The organism is Streptomyces sp. XM83C (assembly GCF_023072675.1).
Classification (GTDB): Bacteria; Actinomycetota; Actinomycetes; order Streptomycetales; family Streptomycetaceae; genus Streptomyces; species Streptomyces thermocoprophilus.
On sequence record NZ_JALLGL010000046.1, the window covers coordinates 1 to 20,754 of the forward strand.

The following is a 20,754-nucleotide window of genomic DNA, read 5'->3' on the forward strand; positions in this document are numbered from 1 at the left end:
GCCCAGCCCCGCTCGCTTCCCCCCTCGCCCGCGACCCGTCCGGGAGGACACCCTGACCACGCAGCTCACCGACGCGGCCCTCCGCCTCGCCGACGACTTCACCGCACTCCAGGACGCCGTCCTCGCCCAGGTGAACGGGGCCTGCGACCCGCAGACCGCCGCGCTCCTGGAGCACCCCGCGCTCGCCGGCCCCGTCACCGTCGTACTCGCGCACGCGGACGTCCTCGCCCGCGGTGCCGTACGGCGTGCCGAACTGTCGGTGCAGCCTCCCGAGCGGCTGCGGCGGCTGCGCGCCCACGCACGCCGGGTCAGGCGGGCCCGGTCGCAGGCGGAGACCCGGTACAAGAAGGAGCGCGCCCGCCGCACCGGCCGGACCCGGCCGGCGGACCCGCTGGAGCTGAGGGCGGCGCGGGCGGCGTACCCGCACGCCTTCGGTGAGGCCCTGCGGCACGAACTCCGCGCCCACGGCCTGCCCGACGGCACGCCGGACGCGCCGGAGAGCGACCTCGCCGAGTGGGCCTGGCAGCGCCGGACGGCCGGCGACGAGCTGCCCGCGCCGGTGCGCGAGCTGCTGGACTGCGACGACGACACCTTCGTGGACGCCCTGCTGCGCGATGCCTGGGAGGAGGAGAACCCGCACCTCACGCACGACGCGGTGGCCGAACGCTGGAACCGTCACGCCCGTACTGCGCTCGCCTGGGGCCGCTACGCCGTCGGCAAGGCCGAACAGCACGTGCTCACCGGCCCCCTCTCCCTGCGGCGCGCCCGGCTCGACGCCCTGGACGACGCCCAGCAGGACACCGCCGTCCTCGCCGCGCGGGCCCGCGAGGCCCAGCTGAAGGTCCTGGACCTCCGCGACCGGATGCGGGCCTGCGTGACGACGGGCCCCGTCGCCGACCTCGTCGCGCGCTGCCGGGCCGCCGCCCTGGCCCGCTTCGCCGACGCCGAACCAGAGGCCTGGCAGTACGTGCGCGAGCTGGTCGCCGCCCACCGCGCGGACTGCCCGGAGCGGACCGGCGGCTGCCCGCACTGCCATCACCACCTCGCCGCCGGCCTCACCGGCACGGACCCGGACGACGACCACCCGGACGCGGACACGGCACCCGAGGACCGCTACGCCCTGCTCGCCGACCTCCCCGACACCGCCGTCGTGGCCGTCGCCGACGCCGCCCTCGACGACGACACGGCACGGTGCGGCCACGGCTGGGCCGCCGAGGACGGCACCACCGGCCACGGCGACTCCTTCGCGTCCAGCAGCGGCGAGGCCGAGATCATCGGCGCCTGCACGGCCGCCCTCGACCTCCTCGAACGGCACGAGGACGTGCCCGTCGTCGTGCTGTGCGACAGCACCCAGGCGGTCCGCGTGCTCGATGCCGTCCTGCACTCCGGCGAACCGGCCGCCGAGCAGCGCGCCCTGCTCTTCCCGGAGAGCCGCGAACTGGTGGACCGCCTGTTGCCCCACCGGCACCGCGTCCAGGTCCGCTGGCTGAAGGGCCACATCGGGCACGACCTCAACGAGACCGCCGACGCCCTCGCCCGCCTCGCCCTCCGCCGCGCCGCCGGCCGCATCTCCGCCTCCGCCGCCCGCAGGGAGGAGACACGCATCCTGCGCGCCCTGGACGCGGACGCCGCCGCCGGGCTTCGTACGGCAGCCTGAACCGGCGCCGGAAGCCTCGGCCTTCGCCGTGCGGCGCGAAAATGCCAGGTGGGCGGGGCGCCCATCGCGGCATCATGGCTTTTCCGCCGCACGGGTGCGCGGCGGACGAGGTTCGGTGGCACCGGGGGGACTTCATGCACGTACTGCTGTCGGGTGTCGTCGGTTCCACCGCGTACGGGCTCGCACGCGAGGGCTCCGACATCGACCGGCTCGGCGTGTTCGCCACGCCCACCGAGGAGCTGCACGGGCTGCGGCGGCCCGTCGAGTCGTACGTCAGTACGGCACCGGACCGCACGCTGCACGAGGCCGCCAAGTGGTGCCGGCTCGCCCTCGGCGGCAACCCCACCGTCATGGAACTCGTATGGCTGCCCGACGCGTTGTACGAGGTGCGGACACCGCTCGGCGACGAGCTGATCGGCATCCGCGGGTCCTTCCTCAGCGCGCGGCGCGTCCGGGACGCCTACCTCGGGTACGCGGGCCGGCAGTTCCGCAAGCTCGTCGCCAAGGCCGGCCGTGACGCGCCGCCCCGGCGTACCGCCAAGCACGCCCGGCACCTCAAGCGGCTGTGCACGCAGGGCTTCGAGCTGTACGCCACCGGGCGGCTCACCGTCCGCGTCGACGACCCCGACGCCTACCACCGCTTCGGCGAGGAGGTCGCCGCCGATCCGTCGGCCGCCGAGCCGTTGCTGCGGCGCTTCGAGGACGCCTTCGCCGCGACGCGGAGCGTCCTGCCCGAACTGCCCGACGAGCGGCCCGCCGAGGCGTGGCTGCGGCGCGTGCGGCGGAGCTTCTGCCAGGCATGAGCCGCAGTACGTGCGGCGGCTTCGGGGGCATTTCGAAATCGTGTGACGCCCCCTCGATAAATCGTGTGACGGCCCCTCGATCTTCTTCCTACACTCGCACCACCGAAGCACGCCGCCCCCGATACGCGGTGGCGTGCCGTCGACGACGAGTGAGGGGAGTCCGGCCGTGCGTGACCGCAGCGCTGTCGCCGTTCCCCGCGCCCGCTACGAGGTGATCCTGGTGTCTCGTGCCGTCCGGTGCCCGCTGCGCGGCCGGCACCGGATGCCCGCGACGACATCCGCCTGAGTACGCCGACTCGTCCCCGTACGCGTCCTTCCGACGTCCCGTACGCCCACCACCGGCCTGTCGTACCCGTATCTCCGACGTGCCGTCCGGGAAATCGCGCTGCCCGTCTCCACGCACCGCGACCCGAAAGGCCGACGCCATGCGCAACGCACACGCCCGTCACGAACCCCACCTCACCGACCCGCTCGCCGCCGTCCGCAATCTGGGCATCCTCGCCCACGTCGACGCCGGCAAGACCACCCTCACCGAGCGGATCCTGTATGCGACCGGTACGACGCACAAGCGCGGCGAGGTCCACGACGGCACCACCGTCACCGACTTCGACCCGCAGGAACGCGACCGCGGCATCACCATCTTCGCCGCCGCCGTCAGCTGCGCCTGGGACGGGCATCGGATCAACCTGATCGACACCCCCGGGCACGTCGACTTCGCCGACGAGGTCGAGCGCTCGCTGCGGGTGCTGGACGGGGCCGTTGCCGTGTTCGACGCCGTCGCCGGGGTGGAGCCGCAGAGCGAGTCGGTGTGGCGGCAGGCCGACCGGCACGGTGTGCCGCGGATCGCCTTCGTCAACAAGCTGGACCGCGCGGGCGCCGACCTCGACACCGCCGTCGCCTCCATCCGGGACCGGCTGCACCCCGCCCCGCTCGTCGTACAGCTGCCCATCGGCGCCGAGGACGCCTTCACCGGTGTCGTCGACCTGCTCGACATGCAGGCGCTGACCTGGGGCGACACGCAGGACGGCATGATGCGCGGGCCCGTGCCGGCGGAGCTGAGGGAGGAGGCCGGGCGGCGGCGCCGGCTGCTGGAGGAGCAGGTGGCCGAGCTGCACGCGGGCGCGCTGGAGGAGTTCTGCGAGACCTCGCGGCTCACCGAGGCGACCCTGCGCACCGCGCTGCGGGAGCTGACCGCGAGCGGTGACGGCGTCGTCGTGCTGTGCGGCTCCGCCTACCACAACCGAGGCATCGAACCCCTGCTGGACGCCGTCGTCGCCTGGCTGCCGTCGCCCGTCGACCGGCCGCCTGTCGACGGTATGCACGACGGTACGGCGCAGCAGCGGCCCGCCGACCCGGCGGCGCCGCTCGCCGCCCTCGCCTTCAAAGTGCAGGCCACGCCCACCGGACGCCTCACCTATCTGCGCGTCTACTCCGGAACGATCGAGAAGGGGGACACCGTATGGGATCCGAGCGCGGGCCGCGGCGAGCGGATCGGCCGCATCCTGCGCGTGCAGGCCGACCGGCATGCCCCGCTGGAACGGGCCGCCGCCGGTGACATCGTCGCCGTCGTCGGGCTGAAGTCCGCCCGCGCCGGCACCACGCTGTGCGCGCCGGACGCGCCGATCGTGCTGGAACCGCCCGGCTCCGCCGAGCCGGTCGTGTCCGTGGCGGTCGAGGCACGCCGCTCCACCGACACCGAGCGGCTCGCCCAGGCGCTCGCCCGGCTCACCGAGGAGGACCCCTCGCTGGTCGTGCGGACGGACACCGAGACCGGGCAGACCGTCCTGTCCGGCATGGGCGAACTGCACCTGGAGGTCGCCGTGGAGAAGCTGCGGCGCGAGCACCGCCTGGAGGTGAACGTGGGCCGGCCACAGGTCAGCCACCGCGAGACCGTCGGACGCGGGGTGCGCGGACTGGTGTACCGGCACGTCAAACAGGACGGCGGCGCCGGGCAGTTCGCGCATGTCGTCCTCGACGTCGAACCGCTCGACGTCGAGGCCGGGTTCGAGTTCCGCTCGACGGTCACCGGTGGGCGGGTGCCGCAGGAGTACATCCGCGCGGTCGAAGCCGGCTGCCGTGACGCGCTCGGCGAGGGACCGCTCGGCGGGCACCGCGTGACGGGGCTGCGGGTGACGCTCACCGACGGCTCCACCCATGTGAAGGACTCCTCCGAGCAGGCCTTCCGCACCGCCGGCCGGTTCGGGCTGCGCGAGGCGCTGCGCTCCTGCGCGCTGGTGCTGCTGGAGCCGGTCGCCGAGGTCACCGTCACCGTGCCCGACGACGCGCTCGGCACCGTCCTCGGCGATCTCGCGGCCCGCCGCGGCCGGGTCACCGGCTCCACGACCCGGACCGGCACCGCGACCGTCACGGCGACGGTGCCGCTCGCCGAACTGTTCGGCTACGCCACCCGCCTGCGCAGCCGCACCCAGGGCCGCGGCACCTTCACGGCCCGCCCCACCGGCTACGCCCCGGCCCCGGCACAGGCACCGGCCGCCCGGTAGCGCCGGCCCCTCGCCGGACGGCGTACGGCGTCGAAGGCCGCCCGCGTACAGCCCGTACGCGGGCGGCCCCGCCGTATCACACCCACCGGCCGTCGCGTGGGCGCCGCCCCGCCCCGGTTCCCTCGTGTGCGCCGTCCTCGCCCTCCGCCGTCCGCCCGGGTTCACTCGTGTGCGCCGTCCTCGCCCTCCGCCGCCCGCCCGGGTTCACCCGTGTGCACCGCCTCCGCCATCCGCCCGGGTTCGCCTCCAGTACACACCAGCGGCTGTGCCGAGAAGTGATGTCCCGACCCCTTGACGTGCTCTCGTGAGCCCTATTAACTCACGTCCTAAATTAAGCCATGAGCACAACCCCGAAGGGACACCGGGAGCCATGCGCAGAATCCGAGTCGCGGCCATGGGCGCCGTCACCCTGTCTCTCGTGCTGGCCGCGTCGGCCTGCGGAGGCGGTTCGTCGACGGGCGGCGGGTCGAACGACTCGCCGAAGACACTCACCTACTGGGCCTCCAACCAGGGCGCCAGCATCGAGATCGACAAGAAGGTCCTCCAGCCCGAGCTCGACAAGTTCGAGAAGAAGACCGGCATCAAGGTGAAGCTGGAGGTCGTCCCCTGGTCGGACCTGCTCAACCGGATCCTCACCGCCACCACCTCCGGGCAGGGCCCGGACGTGCTGAACATCGGCAACACCTGGTCGGCGTCGTTGCAGGCGACCGGCGCACTGCTGCCGTGGGACGCCGCGAACTTCGAGAAGATCGGCGGCAAGGACCGGTTCGTCGACTCCGCGCTCGGCTCCACCGGCGTCCCCGGCCAGGACCCCGCCGCCGTACCGCTGTACTCGATGGCGTACGCCCTCTACTACAACAAGCAGATCTTCGCCGACGCCGGCATCACCGAGCCCCCCGCGACCTGGGACGAACTCGTCGCCGACAGCAAGAAGATCCAGGCCACGGGCAAGCAGGCGATCGGCGCGGAGGGCGCCAACGTCTCCGAGAACATCCACCACGTCTTCGTCTTCGCCAAGCAGCACGGCGCCGACTTCTTCACCGCCGACGGCAAGCCCGCGTTCACCGACGACAAGATCGTCGAAGCGGTCAAGCAGTACGTCGACCTGATGGCGAAGGACAAGGTGATACCGGCCGGGAACGCCGAGTACGCGCAGAACCAGTCCGTCAGCGACTTCGCCAAGGGCCGCAACGCGATGCTGCTGTGGCAGTCCGCCGCCGCCAACCTCACGTCGCAGGGCATGAGCGAGGACGCCTACGGCATCGCCCCCGTGCCCGTGCAGTCCGGCACCCCCGGCACCGGCACCCAGATCAACTCGATGGTCGCCGGCATCAACCTGGCCGTCTTCAAGAACACCGACAACCTCGACGGCGCCACCGAGTTCGTGAAGTTCATGACCAGCGACGAGGAGCAGAAGATCCTCAACACGGCATACAGCTCCATCCCGCCGGTCAGGACCGCCCAGGACGACCCCGCGTTCAACACCCCCGCCAACGCCGTCCTGAAGGACACCCTCGCCAAGAGCGCCGCCCCGCTGCCGCAGGTGCCGGACGAGTCGCAGTTCGAGACGGCCGTCGGTACGGCCGTGAAGGAACTGTTCGCCGACGCCGCCGCCGGCCGCCCGGTCACCACCGAGTCGGTGAGGGCGAAGCTGGAGAAGGCCCAGCAGCAGATGCCGGCGAAGTGAGCACCATGACCACCACCACCGCCCGGCCCGCGGTGCGCGAGGAGCCGCCCGGTGCGGCGCCCGCGGGCGCCGGTCGCCGCACCGGCCGGCTCCGCCGCATCGGACTGCCGTATCTGCTACTGCTGCCCGCGCTGGTGCTCGAACTCCTCGTGCACCTGGTGCCGATGGCCATCGGTATCGTCATGAGCTTCAAACAGCTCACCCAGTTCCACATCCGCGACTGGGGCGCCGCCCCCTGGTCCGGCCTCGACAACTACAAGGTGTCCGTCGACTTCGACGCCCCCGTCGGCGAGGCCCTGCTGCACTCCTTCTTCGTCACCGTCGCCTTCACCCTGCTGTCGGTCGGCCTGTGCTGGCTGATCGGCACCGCCGCGGCCGTCTTCATGCAGGACGCCTTCCGCGGCCGGGGCCTGCTCAGGACGCTGTTCCTGGTGCCGTACGCGCTGCCCGTGTACACCGCCGTCATCACCTGGGTGTTCATGTTCCAGCGCGACAACGGCCTCATCAACCACGTCCTGCACGACCAGCTGCACCTCACCGACGAACCCTCGTTCTGGCTGATCGGCGACAACAGCTTCTGGGCGCTGCTGATCGTGTCCGTGTGGAAGGGCTGGCCGTTCGCGTTCCTCATCGTCATGGCAGGCCTCCAGAACATCCCCGGCGAGCTGTACGAGGCCGCCGCGCTGGACGGCGCCGGCATGTGGCAGCAGATCCGCCGCATCACCCTGCCGTCGCTGCGGCCCGTCAACCAGGTCCTCGTCCTGGTGCTGTTCCTGTGGACGTTCAACGACTTCAACACGCCGTACGTGATGTTCGGCAAGGCCGCACCCGAGGCCGCCGACCTGATCTCCGTGCACATCTACCAGTCGTCGTTCGTCACCTGGAACTTCGGCACCGGCTCGGCGATGTCCGTCCTGCTGCTGCTCTTCCTGCTCGTCGTGACCGGCGTCCACCTCGCCGTCACCTCCCGCGGACGGAGGACCGCCGATGCCTGACCCGACCGCCCTCGCCGCCCGCCGGGGCCCCGCCGCGCGCCGCGGCTCGCCCATGGCGCCGCCCCGCTCCTTCCTGTGGGCGCGCCGCGTCTTCCTCACCCTCCTCACCGGCTTCGTCCTGGTGCCCGTGTACGTCATGGTCTCCAGCTCCCTGAAGCCCCTCGCGGACGTCTCCGGCAGCTTCCGCTGGCTGCCCAGCGGTCTGACGATCCGCCCGTACATCGACATCTGGTCGACGGTGCCGCTCGCGAAGTACTTCGTGAACTCGCTGATCGTGGCCGGCGCGGCGACCGTCTGCTCGGTGGTGATCGCCGTGTTCGCGGCGTACGCCGTCAGCCGCCACACCTTCCGCGGCAGACGCGTCTTCACCGTCACCGTGCTGTCGACGCAGATGTTCCCCGGCATCCTCTTCCTGCTGCCGCTGTTCCTCCTCTACGTCAACATCGGCAACGCCACCGGCATCGCCCTGTTCGGCTCGCGCGGCGGACTGATCCTCACGTATCTGACGTTCTCGCTGCCGTTCTCCATCTGGATGCTGATCGGATACTTCGACTCCGTGCCCCGCGACCTGGACGAGGCCGCCCTCGTCGACGGCTGCGGGCCGCTCGGCGCGCTCTTCCGGATCGTCGTGCCCGCGGCGGTCCCCGGCATCGTCGCCGTGGCCGTGTACGCGTTCATGACCGCGTGGGGCGAGGTCCTCTTCGCGTCCGTCATGACCAACGACACCACCCGCACCCTCGCCGTCGGCCTTCAGGGCTACTCCACCCTCAACGACGTGTACTGGAACCAGATCATGGCCGCCTCGCTCGTCGTCAGCGTGCCCGTCGTGGCCGGCTTCCTGCTGCTCCAGCGGTACCTCGTCGCCGGACTGACCGCCGGAGCCGTCAAGTGACGTCCCCCGAAAGGAATCCTGTGACCATCGATCTCTCCGCGCTCCCGCACGACTTCCTGTGGGGCACGGCCACATCGGCGTACCAGATCGAGGGTGCCGTGGCGGAGGACGGCCGTTCCCCGTCGATCTGGGACACCTTCTCCCACACCTCCGGGAAGATCGACGGCGACGACAACGGCGACATCGCCTGCGACCACTACCACCGCTGGCGCGAGGACATCGCCCTGATGCGGCAGCTCGGCACCGACGCCTACCGCCTCTCCGTCGCCTGGCCGCGTGTCGTGCCCGGCGGCGACGGCCCCGTCAACCCCAAGGGCCTCGACTTCTACGACCGGTTGATCGACGGCCTGCTGGAGGCCGGCATCACCCCGTCCGTCACCCTCTACCACTGGGACCTGCCGCAGGTCCTCCAGGACCGGGGCGGCTGGCCGGAACGCTCCACCGCCGAGCACTTCGCCGCGTACGCCTCCGTCGTCGCCGAACGCCTCGGCGACCGCGTCACCCACTGGGCCACCCTCAACGAGCCGCTGTGCTCGGCGTGGATCGGCCACCTCGAAGGGAAGATGGCGCCCGGCCTCACCGACCTCACCGCCGCCGTGCGCGCCTCGTACCATCTGCTCCTCGGCCACGGCCTCGCTCTGCGGGCGATCCGCGCGGTCGCGCCCCGCGCCCAGGTCGGCATCGTCAACAACCTCTCCACCGTGCAGCCCGCCACCCCCCGCCCCGAGGACATCGACGCCGCCCGCCGCATGGACGGCCATACCAACCGCTGGTGGCTCGACCCCGTGCACGGCCGCGGCTTCCCCGAGGACATGCGCGAGCTGTACGGCGTCGAACTCCCCGAGAAGGACGGCGACCTGGAACTCATCGGCGCCCCGCTGGACTGGCTGGGCCTGAACTACTACTTCCCGATGACCGTCGCCGACGACCCCGAAGGCCCCGCCCCGCATGTGCGCAGCGTGCGCCGGCCCGGCGTGCCCCGCACCGGCATGGACTGGGAGGTCGACGAGAACGGCATCGAGGAGCTGCTGCTGCGCCTCACCCACGAGTACCGGGCCCGCCGCCTCTACGTCACCGAGAACGGCTCCGCCTACCCGGACACCGTCCGCCCCGACGGCACGGTCGACGACCCCGAACGCCAGGAGTACCTGACCCGGCACCTGGCCGCCTGCGCCCGAGCCGCCCGCCGGGGCGCCCCGCTCGCCGGGTACTTCGCCTGGTCCCTGCTGGACAACTTCGAGTGGGCGTACGGCTACGACAAGCGGTTCGGCCTCGTCCACGTCGACTACCGCACCCAGGCCCGCACCATCAAGGGCAGCGGGCATCACTACGCGGACATCATCCGCCGCCACCGGGACCGCACGGCCCGGGCCGCCTGAGCCCCGGCCCGGGCGGGGCGCAGCCGGGCGGGCGCCGGTCCTGGCGGATTCCGGCGCCCGCCCCGCATGTGACGCCCCGTCACATGGGGACATGACGCTCCGTCAGGACCCTTGTCCTCGTGCCCGGCGGGTGCCGGGGGACCCCGCCCGCGAGCGGTGAGATGCCGTACGCGAAAATGTGTGCGCACGGGTGGCGCAGGCCTGGCAAGATGGGCCGCCGCACTGTGCGTTCGCGGCGCCGTGCGGCGCACGTCCTGGTCGAATGGTCCTGATCGAGGGGGAAACCGTGGCGGACTGGATCTACATCCTCAACCCGCTCAGGGACGTACTGGACCAGGAGCCGGCCGACAAGGACGCCATCCTCGCGCTCGCCGAGGAGGAACCCGAGGCGGAGTTCTGGCTCGGCCGCCGCAACCGCATGGTGCCCGGCGACCGTGTCTGGTTCTACTTCAGCCCGGACGCCGCCGTCGCGGCCGTCGGCGAGGTCGACGAGGAGCCCCGCGTGGACACCGAGGCCGGTGACGGCTCGTACCTGGTGCCCGTGACCCTGCTGACCGAGGCCACCAAGGCGCTCCACCGCAGCCCCGTCACCCGCGACGAACTCGGCCTCGGCCAGGTCCGCTCGGTGCAGAAGGTGAAACCGGCGGCGCTGCCGCTGCTGCTGGAGCGGGCCGGGCTCTGACCGCCGACCCGGCCGAGCGGACCGCCGGAGGTAGGGTGCCGCCGTGCCTGAGCCCAAGGATCATCAGCGTGCCCTGTTCACCCGGCAGTCCCGCGTCCGGGGACTGATGCTGGGGCTGGCCCTGGGGGAGACCCTGGGCGCCGCCCGGGGCACCGTGCCCGCGGGCGTGCTGCGGGCCGGCGTCGCCACCCAGCTCGCCTGCTTCACCGCCGAGGGCGTGATCCGCGCCCAGGTCCGCCTCCAGCACAAGGGCATCTGCCACGCGCCCGGCGTCGTCCTGCACGCGTACTCGCGGTGGGCGTACCTCCAGGGCATCGCGCGGGAGAAGATGCTCGCCCGCTGGAACCCGCACGGCACCGGAAGGTGGCCCGACGGCTGGCTCGCGGACGTGCCCGCCCTCGCGGAGCGGCGCGGCAGCGCCCCGGCGACCGTGACGGCCCTGTCCCGCATCGACGAGGGCGAGAAGGCGATGCCCACGCCCAGCAGAGGCGCCCACGCGCTGACCCGCGGCCTCCCGGTCGCCGTCGCCGGCGTGGAGGGCGTGGCCCTGGTCGACGCGCTCGCCGGACTCACCCACGGCGACCCGGCCGCCCGCGCCGCCGCCGTCCACGCGACGCTCCTCGCCCGGCACTGCCTGAACCACCCTGCACCCGAACGCACCCCGTACACGCCCTACGCCGGCATCCTCACCGAAGCGCTGGAAGCGGGCCTCGCCGCGCTGCCGTCCGAGGCCCGCGACCTCACCGACGACCAGCACGACCGGCTGACCTCGGCCGTCCGCGAGGCCGCCGCCCGCCCGGCCGACCGGGCCGTCCTGGCGCGCCTCGCCCCCGACGCCACCGCCCCCGCGGCCCTGCTCGGCGGCCTCTACGCGGCGGCCTCCTTCCCCCGCCCCGCCGACCTGCCGGCCGCGCTCGCCTTCGCCGCGACCGCCTCCGCCGGTGACTGTGTGGCCTGCGTGACGGGTGCCCTGCTCGGCGCGGCGCACGGCGCCGGCCTGCTGCCGGCCGGCCTGGTCGCCCGGCACGAACTGGCCTGGGTCCTGGACACGCTGGCCCGCGACCTCGTCCTGGAGTTCGACGACTCCCCGAGCGGCGGCGAGTACGTGCGGGGGTGGGACCCCGACTGGTGGAACCGGTATCCGGGGTGGTGACCGGGCCTGCCACGGTACGGCCGCCGTATGGGCCGGACATTGTCGGTGCCGCCGGCCGGGGCTGTGGCGGTGGGCGCGTGGCCGCCGTTCCGGGAGGACGTCGTCGGCCTTGCCGGCCGGGTTGTCGCGGTGGGTGCGTGGCCGCCGTACCGGCTGACCGTCCCTCGGTGCCGCCGGCCGCGGCTGTGACCGTGGGTGCGTGGCCGCCGTACCGGCTGACCGTCCCTCGGTGCCGCCGGCCGCGGCTGTGACCGTGGGTGCGTGGCCGCCGTACCGGCTGGAGGCCGTCGGTGTCGCCGGCCGGGGCTGTGGCCGCCGTACCGAGGAGCCGGCGTCGGCCACGCCCGCCAGGGCCGTGACCGTGGCGCACCCTCGTCGTGCCCCCGGCGCGGCCCGCCGCGCATCATGCGCGGGACGTCCTCCTGCCGGGCAGCGCGAAGGACAGCGGCACCGCGACGAGCGTGAACCCGAACGCCCACCGGAACGCGTACTGGAAGCCCTCCGCCGGCACGGACGCCGTCGTCATGGCCGCCTGGAGCACCACCGCGAGCAGCGCCGTGCCGAACGAGCCGCCCAGCTGCTGTCCGATACGGCTGATGACGCTCGCGTGCGGCACCTCGTCGCGGGCGAGTCCCTCGAACGCGAGCGCCATGAGGGTCACCGTCAGCGCGCCCAGGCCGAGGCCGCGCACGAACAGGAACACGCCGATGAGCACCTGACCGGTGTGCTCGGTGGCGCCGAGGAACGGCACCGTGCCGACCGCCACGAGCGCGAAACCGCCGGCCACCACCCAGCGGGCCCCGGCCGTCTCCGACAGGCGTGCCGCCGGGCTCCGGCTGAGCAGCGTGCCGACACCCTGCGGGATCAGCAGCAGGGCCGCGGCGAGCGGTGTCATGCCGCGCAGCTGCTGGAAGTAGAGCGGGATCAGCAGCATCGCGCCGTAGAGGGCGACACCCGACAGGAACAGCAGCAGCGTCGACGAGGACAGCGGCAGATGCCGCAGCAACCGCAGGTCGACCAGTGCCCCCGACCGGCGGTGCAGGGCCCGCACGGAGAACACGGCGACGGCGGCGGCGCCCGCGAGGAGCGGGACGAGCACGTCCGGGTGCAGGAAGCCTCCGTCCCTGCTGGCGTCGCTCAGGCCGTAGAGCATGCCCGCGAGGCCCGAGGCCATGAGTACGAAGCCCGGCACGTCGAGCCGGGCTGGACGTGTCTCGCCGTCCTTCGGCAGGTACCGCAGCGCCAGCACGATGCCGGCCGCCTCGAAGGGGACCGTGACGAGGAACAGCCACCGCCAGTCGAGCCGGTCCAGGACGAGCCCGCCGAGCACCGGGCCGAGGATCGGGCCCAGCGCGGCCGGGGCGCCGACGACGGCCATGACGCGGGCCAGGCCCCTGCCGCCGGCCGCCTGCATCACGAGCGTGGACATCAGCGGCATGAGGATGCCGCCGCCCAGCCCCTGTAGGACGCGGAACACGATCAGGGAGGCGGCGTCCCAGGCGAGGGCGCTCAGCACGGACGCCACCAGGAAGACCGCGAGGCCGAGGATCCACAGGCGTCTGCCGCCCAGGCGCTGCTGCGCCCACGGGACGATCGGGATGACGACGGCGAGTGCCAGCAGATAACCGGTGCTGATCCACTGGATCGTGGCGAGGGGGACGTCCAGGATCCCGGCGAGCGGTTCGATCGCCACGGCCACGACGGTCGTCCCCAGCAGGACGCCGATGGCGCCGACCACGGTGGTCCACGCGACGGGCCACACCCCCGGAGCCGGTTCCTGTGCCCTCGTGTCCGCCTTCGCTGTCTGTGTGCTCACAACGGACCCCTTTAAGAGACAAGGTGTATCTTAGATGCGGCTACGACAGTACGACAGGCGAATAGGAAACGCAATGTCTCTTAAAGCTGAGGGTTCCGATGCCACGCCGGCACGCGAGCCGAAACGCCGCCGCCGCGGCGCGGAACTGGAGAAAGCGCTGCTCGACGCCGCCTGGGCCGAACTGCTGGAGAACGGCTACGAGGCACTGACCTACGACGCGGTCGCCGAACGGGCGAGCACCAGCCGGGCCGTCCTCTACCGGCGCTGGCCCGCCAAACGCGACCTGGCCCTCGCGGCGGCGGCCCACGGCCTGGGCACCGCCGACCCCGGCACCGTCCCCGACACCGGAACGCTGCGCGGCGACGTCATCGCCCTGCTGCACACCGCCAACGACGCCCGCGCCCGAGTCGCCGTCCGGCTCACCGCACGCCTGGACGGCGCCGACGGCGACGCGCCCACCCTCGCCGACCTGCGCGACGCCTTCACCCGCGTCCGCGGCAGCCGTATGCGCACCGTCCTCGAACGGGCCCGCGACCGAGGCGAGATCCCCACCGCCGATCTGCCGCCCCGCGTCCGCAACGCCGCCTTCGACCTGCTGACCGGCGAGGTGCTGCTCTCCCAGGCCGCGGCCACGAACGAGGCCCTCGAGGAGATCGTCGACCAGGTCTTCCTGCCGCTCGTCCGCGCCACGGCCGCGCCGGGACACGCGAGCGGCACCGGCTCCCCGCACGACGCGCCGGCCGTACCGGCGGACTAGACCCCCGGTACCGCACGGCCGCCGAGCCGGATACCGCGGGCCGATGCCCGGCCCGCCCCCCGCTCCCTAACGTTCCGGACATGATCGTCGCTCAGCATCTGACCAAGCGGTACGGCGACCGGACCGCCGTGGAGGACCTCTCCTTCACCGTCCGGCCCGGCGTCGTCACCGGCTTCCTCGGCCCCAACGGCGCCGGGAAGTCCACCACCCTGCGCATGCTCGTCGGACTCGACCACCCGACCTCCGGCCGGATCACCGTCGACGGCCGCCGCTACACCGACCTGCCCGACCCGATGCGCCACGTCGGGCTCCTCATCGACGCCAAGGCCGTGCACCGGGGCCGCAGCGCCCACGACCATCTCCTCGCCCTCGCACAGACCCACAACATCCCCACCGCCCGGGTGCGGGAGGTCCTCGACCTCGTCGGGCTCGGCCCCGTCGCCCACAAGCGGGCGGGAGGCTTCTCCCTCGGCATGGCGCAGCGGCTCGGCATCGCCGCCGCCCTCCTCGGCGACCCGCAGGTCCTCGTCCTGGACGAACCGGTCAACGGCCTCGACCCCGACGGCGTCCTGTGGCTGCGCCGGCTCCTCGCCGGGTACGCCGCGCGCGGACGCACCGTCTTCCTCTCCTCCCACCTGATGAGCGAACTGTCCCTCATCGCCGACGACCTCGTGGTGATCGGCCAGGGCCGCCTCCTCGCCGAGGGCACCGTCTCCGACGTGATCTCCTCCGTCGCCCCCGAGTCGGTGCGGGTGGTGACCCCGGAGGCGCCCGCGCTCGCCGCCGCGCTCCAGGCCGCCGACACCACCGTGACCCTGGAGGACGCCGAGACGCTCGATGTGCAGGGCCGCTCCGCCCGGGAGATCGGGCAGATCGCGAGCGCCCGCCGTATCCCGTTGTACGAACTCACCCCCCGGCGCATCACGCTGGAAGAGGCCTTCATGCAGATCACCCGCAACGCCGTCGAGTACGCCACCCCCGGGGAGGCCCTGCGATGACCACCGCCGTGACACCCCCCGCGACCGGCCCCGGACACGTCCGGATCACCGCCGCCGGACTGCTGCGCTCCGAGTGGACCAAACTGCGGTCGGTCCGCTCGCTGCGGCTGACCCTCGCCCTGTCCTTCGCCGCCGTCGCCGCCCTCAGCGCCTACCTGCTGATCGACGGCGAGACCCTCGGCGACGGGGCCGCGGCCGACGTCCCGTTCGCGTTCACCGCCGTCTACCCGCTCGGCGTGCTCGCCCTCACCGTCCTCGGCGTCCTCGTCGTCACCGGCGAGTACAGCAGCGGCACCGTCCGCGCGAGCATGATCGCGGCACCCCGCCGTACCGGCGTGCTGCTCGCCAAGGCGGCCGTCCTGGCCGGGGTGACGACAGCCCTCGGCGCGCTCCTGTCCGTCGCGCTGTACGTGCTCACCCGCATCACCGGCGCGGTGCCCGCCGCCGCGGGCATGTCCCTGTTCGACCCGGCCATGTCCGGGGGAGTGGTCGCCGCCACCCTCCTGCTGCCGTACGGCGCCCTGTTCGGCATCGCCCTCGGCGCCCTCGTGCGCAACGCCGCCGCCGCGATCACCCTGTACTTCGGCGTCTTCCAGCTCGGCCCGCAGATCTTCCCCGTGTTCCTGCCCGACGGCCTGACGGGATTCACGCACTGGATGCCGTTCGCCGCCATGGACGTGGTACGCGGCGCCGGCCTCGCCGACGGCCCCTACGGCGTGGGCACCGCCGTCGCCGTCCTGCTCGCCTGGGCCGCCGCGCTGGGCGGCGTGTCCTGGTGGCTGCTGAAGACCCGCGACATCTGAGAGGACGGCACCCGCGTGCGCATCCGTGTGCCGGACACGGCGACGAACGACCCGGTCCACCGGCTCACCGCCTTCGACCGGCGCCACCCCCTGGTGCGGGACCTGGGCCTGACGGTGCTCGTCGCCGCCGTGTCCCTCCTCGCGGGCCCGCCGTCCGGCCTCCCCGGCCGGGCGGCGCTCGCCGTCGTCCTCGCCGCCGTCGCCCTGCGGCGGCGGCACCCCTTCGCCGCCCTGCTCGTCACCACCGCGGCCACCGCCGCCACCACCGCCGGCGCCCTCCTCCTGCCCGGCGCGCCCCCGTGGACGTACCTCGCGGTGTGGGTGACCCTGTTCGGTGCCGTCCTGCGCGACAGCCGGCCCCGCGTGACGCGGGCCGCCGCCGGCGCCGTCGTCGTCCTGGCCGCCGCCGCCCTCGCCGCGCCGCCCGGCGAGGCGGGGACCACCCCCCGCGAACGCCTGCTCCTCGTCGTCGCCGTGACCGCGACAGCCGGCGCCGCCGCACTGACCGCGCTGCTCGTGCGCGGCAACCGCAGCCGCGTCGCCGCCGAACAGGCCGAGATCGCGCGGACGGCCGCCGTCACCGAACGCACCCGCATCGCCCGGGAGATCCACGACGTCATCGGCCACAACCTCTCCGTCATCACCGCGCTCGCCGCCGGCGGCTCCGTCGCCGCCCCCGGCTCCCCGGACGACGCCGTACGCGCCTTCGACGCCATCGGTGAGGTCAGCCGCACCTCCGCCCGGGAGGTACGGCGCGTGCTGAAGGTGCTGCGCGAGGACGCCGGAGCCGACGGCGCACCCCTGAGCCCCCAGCCCCGCATCGACGACCTGCCCGCCCTGCTCGACGCCGTACGGGACGCGGGACTCGACGTCGTGCTGCGCCGCTCCGGCGACCTCGACACCCTCGGCGCCGGCCGCCAGCTCGCCGTCTACCGCGTCGTCCAGGAGTCCCTGACCAACGTGCTGCGCCACGCGGGCCCCGCCGCCCGCGCCCGCGTCGCCGTGGAACGCGGACCGGACGCCGTGACCGTCACCGTCACCGACACCGGAGCGGCACCGCCCCCCGCCGCCGCACGTCCGGGCGGACACGGGCTGCCCGGAATGCGGGAACGGGTCGAGGCGTACGGCGGCACGTTCGAGGCCGGGCCCGCCGGCACCGGCTGGCGGGTCAGGGCGCGCATCCCCGCCGACGACCCCGACACGCTCCCGCCGAAGCCCGCACGCCACACGGAGACGGAGAACCGGAGGACGACGACCCCATGACGGACACAGCCATCCGCGTACTGATCGCGGACGACCAGCCCCTCCAGCGGATGGGAACGGCGATGTTCCTCGCCGGCCAGCCGGATCTGGACGTGGCGGGGGAGGCCGGCGACGGCGGTGAGGCCGTGCGGCTCACCCGCGAACTCGGCCCCGACGTCGTACTCATGGACGTCCGCATGCCCCATCTCGACGGCATCGCCGCCACCCGCCGGATCATGACGGACCGTCACAACGGCGGCCGGCGCCCCCATGTGCTGCTGCTGACCACGTTCGACCTCGACGAGTACGTCCTGGACGGCATCGAGGCCGGCGCCAGCGGCTTCCTCACCAAGGACGCCCCGCCCGGCGACCTGCTGTCCGCGATCCGCGCGGTCGCCGCCGGCGACGCGGTGATCGCGCCCAGCGCCACCCGGCGCCTGCTGCGGCGCTTCGCGTCCGGGAGGTTCGGGCCGGTCCCGCTGTCGGGGGAGGAACACGCCGGGATCGGACGGCTCACCGACCGCGAACGGGAGATCCTCGTCGCGATCGGCGAAGGGCTCACCAACGCGGAGATCTCCGCACGCCTCCACCTCGCCGAGTCCACCGTGAAGAGCCACGTCGGCCGGATCTTCGTCAAGATAGGCGCCCGCGACCGGGTCCACGCCGTGATCCTCGCCTTCCGGGCGGGACTGGTCCAGGCCTGAGGCGGCGCCACCGGCCGGTGTCGTGGGGGTCGCGGCTGCCGGGTCGCCGAGGGATCGGCTTCGCGCGAGCACAGGGACTCCCCACCGCCCCGAGGCACGACCGCCCGCCACACGGGCCGGCCCGCGCCTGCCGTCAGCGGCCCGTCAGCGGGCCGCCAGCGCCGGCTCCTGGCGGGTGCGGGGGCCCGCCTCCTGCGGGGCCGCCACCTGCGGGGCCGCCACCTGCGGAGCCTCCACCCGCGGAGCCTCCACCTGCGGGGCCGCCACCTGCGGGGCCTCCTGCCTCAGCGGCGCCGGCGTCGGGCGGTTCCGGTACAGCCAGCGGATGTCACGGCCGAAGGACCAGGACAGCAGGGCCAGGGACAGCAGCGTCACCGCCGCGTCCGCCGCGAGCGGCAGCAGCTGCGAGCTGGCCAGCAGCAACAGCACACCCTGCATCGCCGCCACCGTCTTGCGGGCCGTGCTCGGCGGCAGCGGGGCGTTCAGCCACGGGCAGACGCGGGCCGCGGCGACGAACCCGTAGCGCATGCCGCCGATCAGCAGCACCCACGGGCCGAGCCGCACGGACACGTACACGCTGAGCACCAGGATCAGGAACGCGTCCACCTCCATGTCGAAGCGGGCGCCCAGCGCGCTCGACGTGCCGGTGCGGCGGGCCACCTTGCCGTCCACACCGTCCAGCAGCAGCGCCACGACCGTCAGCCCGACCAGCAGCGTCACCGGCGGCGAACTCTCGAAGGAGTCCGCGACCAGCGCCGTCACCCCGCCGACCAGCGTGGCACGGCCGAGGGTGACCCGGTTGGCGGGGCCGAAGGTGTCCAGACCGGAGCGGTGCAGGGCCCGCGACAGCGTGAACCAGCCCGCCAGCGCGAACGCCAGGCCGGTCAGCCAGCCCGCTGTTCCCATGCCGATCGCCGTGCCGAGCAGGCCGAGCAGCGCCAGCTGCACGCCCGCTCCCACAGCGGGCTCCTGCTGAACGGTTCTCACGGGGACAAGGTTGTTCAGGGCCACCGCACACCCTCCGGCCGAGTGACAGAGTCGATCAACGCCGCGTACTGTGCGCGGCCTGTGCACATCTCCGTACGTGAACGGCATCCCGACCGTTCACGCGGACGCTCGGCCAAAATCGCCAGGAGGAAACCGATGACCCGCACCGCACGTGCGTTCTGGCTGCGTTCCGCAGGTCGCGGCGAGATCCGCGACACCGTCCTCGACGCCCCCGCCGACGGCGAGGCCCTGGTGCGCACCCTGTACTCGGGGGTGAGCCGCGGCACGGAGACGCTGGTCTTCCGCGGCGGCGTCCCCGAGAGCCAGCACGCCGCGATGCGCGCCCCCTTCCAGGAGGGCGACTTCCCCGCCCCCGTGAAGTACGGCTACCTCAACGTCGGCGTCGTCGAGGAAGGCCCCGCGGACCTCGTCGGACGGACCGTGTTCTGCCTCTACCCCCACCAGACCCGGTACGTCGCCCCCGTCAGCGCCCTCACCGCCGTACCCGAGCGGGTGCCCGCCGCACGGGCCGTGCTCGCCGGCACCGTCGAGACCGCCGTGAACGCCCTGTGGGACGCCCCGCCGCTGGTCGGCGACCGCATCGCCGTCGTCGGCGGCGGCATGGTCGGATGCTCCGTCGCCGCGCTCGCCGCCCGCTTCCCCGGTGTCCGCGTCCAGCTCGTCGACCCCGACCCGGCCCGGGCGAAGACCGCCGACGCGCTCGGCGTCGAGTACGCCACCCCCGGGGACGCCCGAGGCGACTGCGACCTCGTCGTGCACGCCAGCGCCACCCAGGCCGGACTCACCCGCTCCCTGGAACTGCTGCGCACCGAGGGCACCGTCCTCGAACTCAGCTGGTACGGCGACCGGCAGGTCGCCGTACCCCTCGGCGAGGCCTTCCACTCCCGCCGGCTCACCGTCCGCGGCAGCCAGGTCGGCACCGTCTCCCCGGCCCGCGCCGCCGTCCGCTCCTACGCCGACCGGCTCGCCCTCGCCCTCGACCTGCTCGCCGACCCCGTCTTCGACACACTCGTCACCGGCGAGTCCCCCTTCGACGAGCTGCCCGACGTGATGCCGCTGCTGGCCTCCGGCGAACTGCCCGCCCTGTGCCACCGCATCCGCTACCCCGACCCCACGCCCACCGGCAGCAGCGCCTGACCTCGGCGAACAGGCGGCGCCTGACCTGAGAAAAGAGTGAGAACGGGCTGAACACGGGGAAGCGGTCAGCCGTACTACACGGCAGCCCCGGCCACCGCCGGCCGGGGGCCGACGCACCGCATCTGGAGGGTCGTCCGTTGTTCAGTGTCACCGTCCGCGATCACATCATGATCGCCCACAGCTTCCGCGGCGAGGTCTTCGGACCCGCGCAGAGACTGCACGGAGCGACGTTCCTGGTGGACGCCACGTTCCGGCGCGAACAGCTGGACGACGACGACATCGTCGTCGACATCGGGCTGGCCACCCGTGAACTCGGGGCCGTCGTCGGCGAGTTGAACTACCGCAACCTCGACAACGAGCCCGACTTCGCCGGCGTGAACACCTCCACCGAGTTCCTCGCCAAGGTCATCGCCGACCGGCTCGCCGAACGCATCCACAAGGGCGCCCTCGGCGAGAACGCCAAGGGCATCGCGCAGATCTCCGTCACGCTCCACGAGTCGCACATCGCGTGGGCGAGTTACGAGCGTGCGCTGTGAGCGG

18 protein-coding genes are annotated in these 20,754 nt (G+C 73.3%); 16 read left to right on the forward strand and 2 right to left on the reverse strand.

All coding sequences use genetic code 11. From position 1 onward, the window contains the following. The 9 genes from MTQ10_RS08175 to MTQ10_RS08215 all read left to right on the forward strand — a co-directional run. Positions 1 to 1,657: RNase H family protein (locus MTQ10_RS08175; RefSeq protein WP_247463907.1), on the forward strand; the 1,657-nt coding region annotated here is incomplete at its 5' end. A 134-nt stretch (positions 1,658 to 1,791) separates the two neighbouring features. After that, the gene (locus tag MTQ10_RS08180) at positions 1,792 to 2,460 is read left to right on the forward strand and encodes a nucleotidyltransferase domain-containing protein (RefSeq protein WP_247463909.1); all 669 of its coding nucleotides are present in this window, start codon (positions 1,792 to 1,794) and stop codon (positions 2,458 to 2,460) included. 425 nt (positions 2,461 to 2,885) lie between these two features. Next, positions 2,886 to 4,961 carry an elongation factor G gene (gene fusA / locus MTQ10_RS08185; protein ID WP_247463910.1) on the forward strand — a complete coding sequence of 692 codons (2,076 nt, stop codon included), beginning with the start codon at positions 2,886 to 2,888 and terminating at the stop codon, positions 4,959 to 4,961. Between the two features lie 370 nt (positions 4,962 to 5,331). Continuing rightward, positions 5,332 to 6,648, forward strand: coding sequence for an ABC transporter substrate-binding protein (locus MTQ10_RS08190; RefSeq protein ID WP_247463912.1), 1,317 nt, complete (start codon positions 5,332 to 5,334; stop codon positions 6,646 to 6,648). Between the two features lie 5 nt (positions 6,649 to 6,653). Further along, positions 6,654 to 7,643, forward strand: a complete 990-nt coding sequence (locus MTQ10_RS08195; protein ID WP_247463914.1) for a carbohydrate ABC transporter permease — start codon at positions 6,654 to 6,656, stop codon at positions 7,641 to 7,643. Next, complete coding sequence (locus MTQ10_RS08200; RefSeq protein WP_247463916.1) at positions 7,636 to 8,535, forward strand: carbohydrate ABC transporter permease; 900 nt, start codon at positions 7,636 to 7,638, stop codon at positions 8,533 to 8,535. The genes MTQ10_RS08195 and MTQ10_RS08200 overlap by 8 nt, the downstream gene beginning before the upstream one ends. Positions 8,536 to 8,555: 20 nt before the next feature. Further along, entirely contained in the window at positions 8,556 to 9,914 is a 1,359-nt protein-coding gene (locus tag MTQ10_RS08205) for a GH1 family beta-glucosidase (protein ID WP_247463918.1), read from the forward strand. Between the two features lie 286 nt (positions 9,915 to 10,200). Then, positions 10,201 to 10,596 (forward strand): EVE domain-containing protein, encoded by a 396-nt coding sequence (locus MTQ10_RS08210; protein WP_247463921.1) that lies wholly within the window; start codon positions 10,201 to 10,203, stop codon positions 10,594 to 10,596. Between the two features lie 43 nt (positions 10,597 to 10,639). Beyond that, complete coding sequence (locus MTQ10_RS08215; RefSeq protein ID WP_247463924.1) at positions 10,640 to 11,749, forward strand: ADP-ribosylglycohydrolase family protein; 1,110 nt, start codon at positions 10,640 to 10,642, stop codon at positions 11,747 to 11,749. 403 nt (positions 11,750 to 12,152) lie between these two features. Here MTQ10_RS08215 and MTQ10_RS08220 read toward each other — a convergent pair whose 3' ends face one another. Continuing rightward, positions 12,153 to 13,565, reverse strand: coding sequence for an MDR family MFS transporter (locus MTQ10_RS08220; RefSeq protein ID WP_247463928.1), 1,413 nt, complete (start codon positions 13,563 to 13,565; stop codon positions 12,153 to 12,155). Positions 13,566 to 13,638: 73 nt separating this feature from the next. Between MTQ10_RS08220 and MTQ10_RS08225 the strand changes: the two genes are divergently transcribed. The 5 genes from MTQ10_RS08225 (at position 13,639) to MTQ10_RS08245 (ending at position 18,069) form a co-directional block, all read left to right on the forward strand. After that, positions 13,639 to 14,322: a TetR/AcrR family transcriptional regulator gene (locus MTQ10_RS08225; protein WP_247463931.1), complete on the forward strand. Its 684-nt coding sequence runs from the start codon at positions 13,639 to 13,641 to the stop codon at positions 14,320 to 14,322. An 80-nt stretch (positions 14,323 to 14,402) separates the two neighbouring features. Then, positions 14,403 to 15,320: an ABC transporter ATP-binding protein gene (locus MTQ10_RS08230; protein WP_247463933.1), complete on the forward strand. Its 918-nt coding sequence runs from the start codon at positions 14,403 to 14,405 to the stop codon at positions 15,318 to 15,320. Next, positions 15,317 to 16,123, forward strand: a complete 807-nt coding sequence (locus MTQ10_RS08235) for an ABC transporter permease (RefSeq protein WP_247463936.1) — start codon at positions 15,317 to 15,319, stop codon at positions 16,121 to 16,123. Before MTQ10_RS08230 ends, MTQ10_RS08235 begins: the two co-directional genes overlap by 4 nt. Before the next feature lie 15 nt (positions 16,124 to 16,138). After that, positions 16,139 to 17,386, forward strand: a complete 1,248-nt coding sequence (locus MTQ10_RS31450) for a sensor histidine kinase (protein WP_247463938.1) — start codon at positions 16,139 to 16,141, stop codon at positions 17,384 to 17,386. Beyond that, the gene (locus MTQ10_RS08245) at positions 17,383 to 18,069 is read left to right on the forward strand and encodes a response regulator (RefSeq protein ID WP_247463941.1); all 687 of its coding nucleotides are present in this window, start codon (positions 17,383 to 17,385) and stop codon (positions 18,067 to 18,069) included. The genes MTQ10_RS31450 and MTQ10_RS08245 overlap by 4 nt, the downstream gene beginning before the upstream one ends. Before the next feature lie 144 nt (positions 18,070 to 18,213). Here the strand turns inward: MTQ10_RS08245 and MTQ10_RS08250 are convergent, their stop codons facing one another. Further along, on the reverse strand, positions 18,214 to 19,080 hold the full coding sequence (locus MTQ10_RS08250; protein WP_247463943.1) for a CDP-alcohol phosphatidyltransferase family protein: 867 nt from the start codon (positions 19,078 to 19,080) through the stop codon (positions 18,214 to 18,216). 132 nt (positions 19,081 to 19,212) lie between these two features. Here MTQ10_RS08250 and MTQ10_RS08255 point away from each other — a divergent pair, with 132 nt between their 5' ends. Beyond that, positions 19,213 to 20,214: a zinc-dependent alcohol dehydrogenase gene (locus MTQ10_RS08255; protein WP_247463946.1), complete on the forward strand. Its 1,002-nt coding sequence runs from the start codon at positions 19,213 to 19,215 to the stop codon at positions 20,212 to 20,214. Positions 20,215 to 20,351: 137 nt separating this feature from the next. Further along, entirely contained in the window at positions 20,352 to 20,750 is a 399-nt protein-coding gene (locus MTQ10_RS08260; protein WP_247463948.1) for a 6-pyruvoyl trahydropterin synthase family protein, read from the forward strand. The last annotated feature ends 4 nt before the right edge of the window (positions 20,751 to 20,754 follow it).